This window comes from Streptomyces swartbergensis (assembly GCF_002148965.1).
Classification (GTDB): domain Bacteria; phylum Actinomycetota; class Actinomycetes; order Streptomycetales; family Streptomycetaceae; genus Streptomyces; species Streptomyces swartbergensis.
On the sequence record NZ_NGFN01000402.1, the window covers coordinates 1 to 7,433 of the forward strand.

A 7,433-nucleotide genomic window follows, 5' to 3' on the forward strand; every position below is an offset into this window, starting at 1 on the left:
CGGGCAGACCCCCTTGCCGTATCCGGGGGACTGGAGCGTTTGGGCATGTACCGGCCCCGCTACCTGGGCCTACTCCTGGCCCCCTGGCCCAACCGCTCCAACTCCGGCCGCACCAGCGTCCGGACACGCATCGGCCGCGACGGCTCCCCCTCCGCGCCGCCGCGGCCGATCTCCCCGCAGTCCCCCGTCGGACCTGGTCGGTCAGGCCTTCTCGTCCGAGATGTGCGTGTCCAGCGGCTTCGCGGTGCCGCTGGAGATGTGGGTGTCGAGAGGCTTGACGTCGCCCGGGTCCGCCTCCTCGCTGGAGATGTGGGTGTCCAGGGGCTTGATGTCCCCGTCCTTCCCGCCGGAGATGTGCGTGTCCTCGGGCTTGACCGTGTCGCTCATGATCTGCACCTCTCTCTGTGACATGGCCGGTTCGAGGGACGCCCGTCCGGCAACTCCCCCGTGGGTTGCCGGACGAGCGTCCATGGGCCGGTACACCGTACGTGTACGGCCGTGCACCAAACCGTCTGCCCCCCGACGCGACGGGCTGGTAGCAAGAGAGTGCCGTGCGGCGATAAACGAACGATGAACGTCCGCTCATCATCCGCGCTCAGGGCGCCACTGGACTGAGAAGTGCGCGGACCTCGGAGGCCTCGGCGGAGCCCAGCTTCTCGTAGATGGTCAGGGCTTCGTTCCAGCAGGCACGGGCACGGTCGGGCTGGCCCAGCTCGGACAGGGCCCTGCCCAGCACGGTGAGGACCGTTCCGCGACGCCACTCCCCGCCGATGCCGCGCAGGGCGATGGCCTGTTCGGCGTGGGCGGCGGCGAGCGTGGGGCGGTCGGCAGCGAGGTGCACCTCCGCGATACGGAAGTGCGTCACGCCTTCCCAGAGCGGCTGGCGGTTCTCCCGGAAGACGTCCAGCGCCCCGGTGAGTTGCGCCAGTGCCTCGTCGTAGCGGCCTGCGACGGTGAGGGCGAGCCCGAGGGCGTACCGGCCGTTGGCCAGTCGCAGGGCCGCTCCGAGACTGTCGTAGATCTCTATGCCCTGCTCCGCGAGCGAGATCGCCGTGCTGGTCTTGCCCAGCGCCAGATGCACACGGGAGAGGTTGCACAGCGCGCTGGCCTCTCCCGGGGCGTTGGTGTCCTCGCGGAAGTTGTCCAACGCGACACTCAGATAGGTCTCGGCGTCTTCGAGCTGCTTCTTGTAGAAGGCGATGACGCCGCGCTCCAGAGGCGCGTTGCACCTGGACCACGGGTCCCCGGCGGACTCCAGGGACATGGCCTTGCTCGCCTCGACAGCCGCTTCGTCGAAGCGCCCTGCGCGCACGTGCACCTGCGCCAGGGTCGTTCGGGCCTGCGCCTCGGCGTGTGCGTCGCCCAGTTCCTCGGCCGCACGGCACAGCGCGGTGGCGGCCCGCTCGTAGGAGAGCGAGCTGGCGCCGGACTCCGAGAGGTCCTTCGCTACCAGGAGGAGACTGGCGGCCCGCCGGAGCGTGGGGGCGGGCAACGACTGCCTGACGCAGGCCAGCAGGCACTCGGCCTCGCCGAAGAGCCAGTCCAGGGCGGATTCCCTGGTGTCGAAGGACAGCCCCTCGTGCGTGGTCGCGGCCAGATGGTCCACCAGCCGGTCTCCCGGTCGCTCGATCGCGTACACCCCCGCCGCGGACGCCAGATAAAAGTCCAGCAGCCGCGACAGCGCCGCGCCCCGCTCGCTCGGCGGCTGCTCGTCCCTTTCCGCACAGGCACGCGCGTAGAGCCGTACCAGATCGTGGAAGCGGTAGCGGCCGGGAGCGGCCGACTCGAGCAGTGAGGTGTCCACCAGGGATTCCAGGAGGTCCTCGGTGTTCTCCACGGGCAGGTCGAGGATCGCCGCCGCGGCCGGGAGGGAGATGTCCGGGCCGTCGGCCAGGCCCAGCAGGCGGAAGGCGCGGGCCTGGGCGGGCTCCAGCTGTCCGTAGCCCAGCTCGAAGGTGGCCTTCACCGCCAGGTCGCCGGCCTGGAGTTCGTCCAGGCGGCGGCGCTCGTCGGCGAGCTTCGCCGCGAGGACCGACACCGTCCAGGTGCGGCGGGCCGCCAGGCGGGAGGCCGCGATGCGGATCGCGAGCGGCAGGAAGCCGCAGGCCGCGACGACGTCCAGGGCGGCCTTCCGCTCGGACGCCACCCTCTCCTCGCCCACGATCGTCGTGAACAGCGCCAGCGCCTCGTCCGGCGCCATCACGTCCAGGTCGATCAGGTGGGCGCCCGCCAGGTCCACCATCCGCGCCCGGGAGGTGACCAGCGCGGCGCAGCCGTCCGTGCCGGGCAGCAGGGGGCGTACCTGGGCGGCGTCGCGGGCGTTGTCCAGCAGGACCAGGACGCGGCGGCCGGCCAGGACCGAGCGGTACAGCGCCGCGCGTTCCTCCAGGGAGTCGGGGATCGCCGTGTCGGCCGTGCCGAGTGCGCGCAGGAACGAGCCCAGGACCGTCTCCGGCTCCGCCGCCCGGGCGCCCGCGCCCTGGAGGTCGACGTACAGCTGCCCGTCCGGGAACGCCCCGCGCGCCTGGTGGGCCACGTGCACGGCGAGGGTCGTCTTGCCCACGCCGCCGATGCCGGCCAGGGCCGAGACCGCCATGACCCGGTTCTCGGCCGAGGCCAGGATGTCGCCGAGCTCGCGGACGAAGCCGGAGCGGCCGGTGAAGTCCGGCACCGTCGCCGGCAGCTGCGCCGGGCGGACCGGGACCGAGGCGGGCTCGGGGGCCGGGGAGGAGGGCTCCGCGAGCCCCGGGTCGGCCTGGAGGATCCGCTGTTGCAGTTCGCTGAGGCCGGGGCGCGGGTCCACGCCCAGTTCGTCGGCGAGCAGGCGCCGGGTGTCGGCGTACACCGCGAGGGCCTCGGCCTGACGGCCACTGCGGTACAGCGCCAGCATCAGCAGTTCGCGCAGCCGCTCGCGGAGCGGATGGGCCGCGGTGAGGGCGGTGAGCTCCGAGACCGCCTCCGCGTGGCAGCCCTGCTCCAGGTCCATGTCCAGCCGGGACTCGACGAGTTGGAGCCGCCATTCCTCCAGGCGGACGCGCTGTGCCTCCGCGTACGGGCCCGGTATGCCGGCCAGCGTCTCCCCGTCCCACAGGGCGAGGGCCCGCCGCAGCACCTCGCGGGCGTGGCAGAGGTCGCCGGCCGACCGCGCCTTCTCCGCCTCGGTCGCCAGGTCCTGGGCGACGGCGAGGTCCAGGGCGCCGTCGCCCAGGCCCCGTATCGCGTATCCGCCGGATTCGCTGACCAGGACACCGGGGTCCAGCACCTTGCGCAGCCGGGAGGCGTACGTCCGCAGCGCCGCCAGGGCCTGCGAGGGCGGTTCCTCGCCCCACAGGGCGTCGATCAGCTCCGCTGCCGTGGCCGTACGGCCCTCGCGCAGCAGCAGGGCGGCGAGCAGGGCGCGCTGCTGGGGGGAACCGGTGGTGAGCGGCTCGTCGCCATGCCAGGCCCGCACCGGTCCGAGCACGCCGAAGCGCAGCCCGGCCCGCGCCGTCGATCCCCTCGACTCCGGCGACTCCGGCGACTTCGGCGACTTCGGCGGCTCCGCCGAGGAGTCGGAACGCCGCTGCTCCGGTACGCGCGGTACACCGTCCGGTACACCGTCCATGCAGTCCCCCTAGACATCCTGAGCAACCACGCCAGTTTGCCTTGTGCACGGCGGATACGTCAGCCGCGGGAGACACCGATCACAGGGCGACGCACGGTAGTCCACAAGGTCCGCACACTCTCTCCGCTTCCGAGGACCGCGCCACCGTTCTGCGGTGTCCGGATGGACGAGTGTTGCCGGGACATGTGTGGGCGTGTCGCGTCATAGTGGCTCCGGCAGATCAGCACCCGGCCCGACGGTGAAGGTGGCGCCCCATGCCCGGCGAGCAACCCCAGACCTACGAGACCCTCGACGAGCGGTTCCGCACCGGCAGGTGTCAGGCCGGGGACTCGAAGCTGGAGACGTTGTTCGAGGGGTGCCGGTGGGCGGAGGGGCCGGTGTACGTGCCGGCCGGGCGGTATCTGCTGTGGAGCGACATCCCGAACGACCGGCTGCTGCGGTGGGACGAGACCACCGGGGCCGTCGGGGTGTTCCGCTCGCCCGCCGGGTATCCCAACGGCAACACCCTGGACGGCCAGGGGCGGCTCATCACCTGCGAGCAGGGCAACCGGCGGGTGACCCGGACCGAGCACGACGGCTCGGTCACCGTGATCGCCGAGCGGTTCAAGGGGAAGCGGCTCAACAGTCCGAACGACGCCGTCGTGAGGTCCGACGGGTCGGTGTGGTTCTCCGATCCCGAGTTCGGGATCGCGACCGACTACGAGGGGCACCGCGCGGAGAGCGAGATCGGGGCCCGGAACGTGTACCGCGTGGACCCCGGCAGCGGCGAGGTGCGAGTGGCCGCCGAGGGGTTCCAGGGTCCCAACGGGCTGGTGTTCTCCTCCGACGAGCGCAAGCTGTACGTGTCGGACAGCGTGGCCAACCACATCCGTGTCTTCGACGTCCGGCCGAACGGCACCCTGACCGGCGGCGACGTCTTCGCCGAGTGCCGCGGCGGCAACTTCGACAACATCCGGTTCGACGACGAGGGGCGCCTGTGGGCCGCCGCCATGCACGGCGGTGTGCACTGCTACGACCCCGACGGCACGCTCCTCGGGCGCATCCTCGTGCCCGGCACCGTCGCCAACATCCGGTTCGGCGGCGCCCGGCGCAACCGGCTGTTCATCGCCGCCGACACCACCCTCTACTCCCTCGTCATGTCCGTCACCGGCACCCCGCCGCTGCCGCCGGTCAGCCGCTGAGGAGGCCGTCCCGCAGCGCCCCCTTGACGACCTTCCCGCTCGCGTTGCGGGGCAGCTCCGCCACGAACTCCACCGTCCTCGGGACCTTGTAGTTGGCCATCTCCCTGCGGGACCAGGCGATCAGGTCGTCGGCGGTCAGCAGCGCGCCCGGGCGCCGTACGACGTACGCCCTGCCGACCTCGCCCAGCCGGGCGTCGGGGACGCCGATCACCGCCACGTCCGCCACGTCCGGGTGCAGGCCCAGGAGTTGCTCTATCTCCGCGGGGTAGGCGTTGAAGCCGCCGACGATGAACATGTCCTTGAGGCGGTCGGTGATGCGCAGGTTGCCCGCGGCGTCCAGGACGCCGACGTCTCCCGTGCGCAGCCAGCCGTCCTCCGACAGCACCTCGGCGGTGGCGGCCTCGTCCTCGTAGTAGCCGGTCATGACGTTGAAGCCGCGGACCAGGACCTCGCCCGGCGTGCCGGGTCCCAGGGGTTCACCCCGGGAGTTCACGACCCGGACCTGGGTGCCGGGGATCGCGCGGCCCGACGTCGACGCGATCACCGCCGGGTCGTCGCCGCGCCGGCACATCGTGACGATGCCGCCGGCCTCGGAGAGGCCGTAGGCCGTCAGGACCGTGTCGACGCCGAGTTCCCCGCGCAGCCGCTCGACGAGCCGCAGCGGCACCACCGCCGCTCCCGTCACCACGAGGCGCAGTGCCGACAGGTCGTGCGCGTCCCGTGCCGGATGGTCCAGGAGGGACTGCAGGAGGGTCGGCGGGCCGGGGAGTACGGAGACCCGTTCCGCCGCGATGTTGGCCAGGACCGTGCTCACGTTGAACACCGGCTGGGGGATCATCGTCGCGCCCCGCGTCAGGCAGGCGATCACCCCGGCCTTGTAGCCGAAGGTGTGGAAGAACGGGTTGACGATGAGGTAGCGGTCGCCCCGGGTCAGGCCCGCCAGGTCGCTCCAGATGTCGTACGCCCGCAGCGTCTGCGCGTGGGTGATGACCGCGCCCTTCGGGCGGCCCGTCGTACCCGAGGTGAAGATGAGGTCCGAGGGCCGGGAGCCGTCGACCGCGTCCGCCCTCGCCCGTACCTCCGCCGTCCCGACCGCCTCTCCGCTCGCCAGGAAGTCCTTCCAGGTGAGGAAGTCCGCCGGGGCGTCCTCCGAGAGGACCACCACGTGCTCCAGGTCCGGCAGGCCGGGCAGTGGTCCGGAACCCGGGCCCTGTCCCGCCGCCCTGCGCAGCGACGCCACGTACGACGTGCCGAGGAACGTGCCCGTCACGAACAGCAGCCGCGCCCCGCTGCGGCGCAGGACGTCCGCCGCCTCCGCGCCCTTGAAGCGGGTGTTCAACGGCACGAGCACCGCGCCCGCCGAGACCGCGCCCAGGGCGCTGACGATCCAGTCGAGGGTGTTCGGCGCCCAGATGCCGACCCGGTCGCCCGGCCGGATGCCGTGCGCCAGGCAGGCCGCCGCCGCGCGCTCGACGCGGGCGCCCAGCTCCGCGTAGGTGATCCGGGTGCGGCCCTCGACGACCGCCTCGGCGTCCGCGTACCGCTCGGCCGCCGTCCGCACCAGCCCCGGGATGCTTCCCCACTCCGTATCCGCTCGCACAGCGCGCCTCCCGAAGACATAGGACGAAGACATAGGAGCTGACTATCCGTCAGATTATCGGTAACCTGACGCCCTGTCAGCGACCGTTCGGCCCCGGAGGTGCGCGCACCATGGCAGCAGGATCGGGCGGCCTCAAGGACGCCACCGCCATCGTCGGCATAGGCCAGACGCCCTTCGCCAAGCGGCTCCCCGAGGACGAGCGCACCCTCGCCTGCCGTGCCGTCCTGGCCGCCCTCGACGACGCCGGGATCGCGCCCGGCGAGGTCGACGCCCTCGCCTCCTACACGATGGAGGAGACGGACGAGGTGGAGCTGGCGAAGGCCTGCGGCTTCGGGGACCTCACCTTTTTCAGCAAAGTCGGCTACGGAGGCGGCGGTTCGTGCGCCACCGTCGCCCATCTCGCCGCCGCCGTCGCCACCGGGCAGGCGAACGTCGGGGYCGCCTGGCGGTCGCGCAAGCGGGGCAGCGGTCCCCGGCCCTGGACCAGCACGGCCGTCCAGCTGCCGACCCCGGCCCAGTGGACCCGGCCGTTCGGGCTGCTCAGGCCGGTCGACGAGATCGCCATGCTCGCCCGTCGCTACATGCACGAGTACGGGGCCACCCGCGATCACCTGTTCAACGTCGCCCTGGCCTGCCGGAACCGCGCCAACCAGAACCCCGCCGCGATCATGTTCGACCGGCCCCTGACCCGCGAGATGTACATGACGTCCCGCTGGATCAGCGAGCCGCTGTGCCTCTTCGACAACTGCCTGGAGACGGACGGGGCACTGGCCTGTGTCGTCGTCTCCGCCGAGCGCGCCCGGGACTGCCGCCGGAAACCCGTCTACGTCCATTCCGCCGCCCAGTCGCTCCCCGCCCAGCACCACGGCATGGTCAACTACTGGAACGACGACCCCCTCACCGGACCGGCCTGGACCGCCGCCCGGCACCTGTGGAAGCACTCCGACCTGACGCCCCAGGACGTGGACGTCGCGCAGATCTACGACGCCTTCACGCCCCTGGTCCTGCTGTCCCTGGAGGGCTACGGCTTCTGCGGGCGGGGCGAGGG

At 72.2% G+C, this 7,433-nt stretch carries 5 protein-coding genes; 2 read left to right on the forward strand and 3 right to left on the reverse strand.

Going from position 1 to position 7,433, the window contains the following annotated elements:
- Nucleotides 1-201: 201 nt before the first annotated feature.
- Both CA983_RS37975 and afsR read right to left on the reverse strand, forming a co-directional pair.
- Complete coding sequence (locus CA983_RS37975; protein WP_086605270.1) at nt 202-387, reverse strand: hypothetical protein; 186 nt, start codon at nt 385-387, stop codon at nt 202-204.
- Between the two features lie 208 nt (nt 388-595).
- Entirely contained in the window at nt 596-3,604 is a 3,009-nt protein-coding gene (gene afsR / locus CA983_RS37980) for an SARP-family global regulator AfsR (protein ID WP_086605271.1), read from the reverse strand.
- Between the two features lie 254 nt (nt 3,605-3,858).
- Between afsR and CA983_RS37985 the strand changes: the two genes are divergently transcribed.
- Nucleotides 3,859-4,785: an SMP-30/gluconolactonase/LRE family protein gene (locus tag CA983_RS37985; protein WP_086605272.1), complete on the forward strand. Its 927-nt coding sequence runs from the start codon at nt 3,859-3,861 to the stop codon at nt 4,783-4,785.
- On the opposite strand, the gene CA983_RS37990 is transcribed toward CA983_RS37985, so the two are convergent.
- Complete coding sequence (locus tag CA983_RS37990; protein ID WP_244207271.1) at nt 4,775-6,385, reverse strand: FadD3 family acyl-CoA ligase; 1,611 nt, start codon at nt 6,383-6,385, stop codon at nt 4,775-4,777. The two genes, CA983_RS37985 and CA983_RS37990, sit on opposite strands and share 11 nt — an antisense overlap.
- 110 nt (nt 6,386-6,495) lie before the next feature.
- On the opposite strand from CA983_RS37990, the gene CA983_RS37995 reads away from it, so the two are divergent.
- On the forward strand, nt 6,496-7,433 hold a 938-nt coding region (locus CA983_RS37995), incomplete at its 3' end, for a thiolase C-terminal domain-containing protein (RefSeq protein WP_086605274.1).

Bases quoted from the DNA above. Each gene is read 5' to 3' on its own strand.
- CA983_RS37975 (WP_086605270.1), bottom strand. From the start codon at position 387: ATGAGCGACACGGTCAAGCCCGAGGACACGCACATCTCCGGCGGGAAG.
- CA983_RS37985 (WP_086605272.1), top strand. From the start codon at position 3,859: ATGCCCGGCGAGCAACCCCAGACCTACGAGACCCTCGACGAGCGGTTC.
- afsR (WP_086605271.1), bottom strand. From the start codon at position 3,604: ATGGACGGTGTACCGGACGGTGTACCGCGCGTACCGGAGCAGCGGCGT.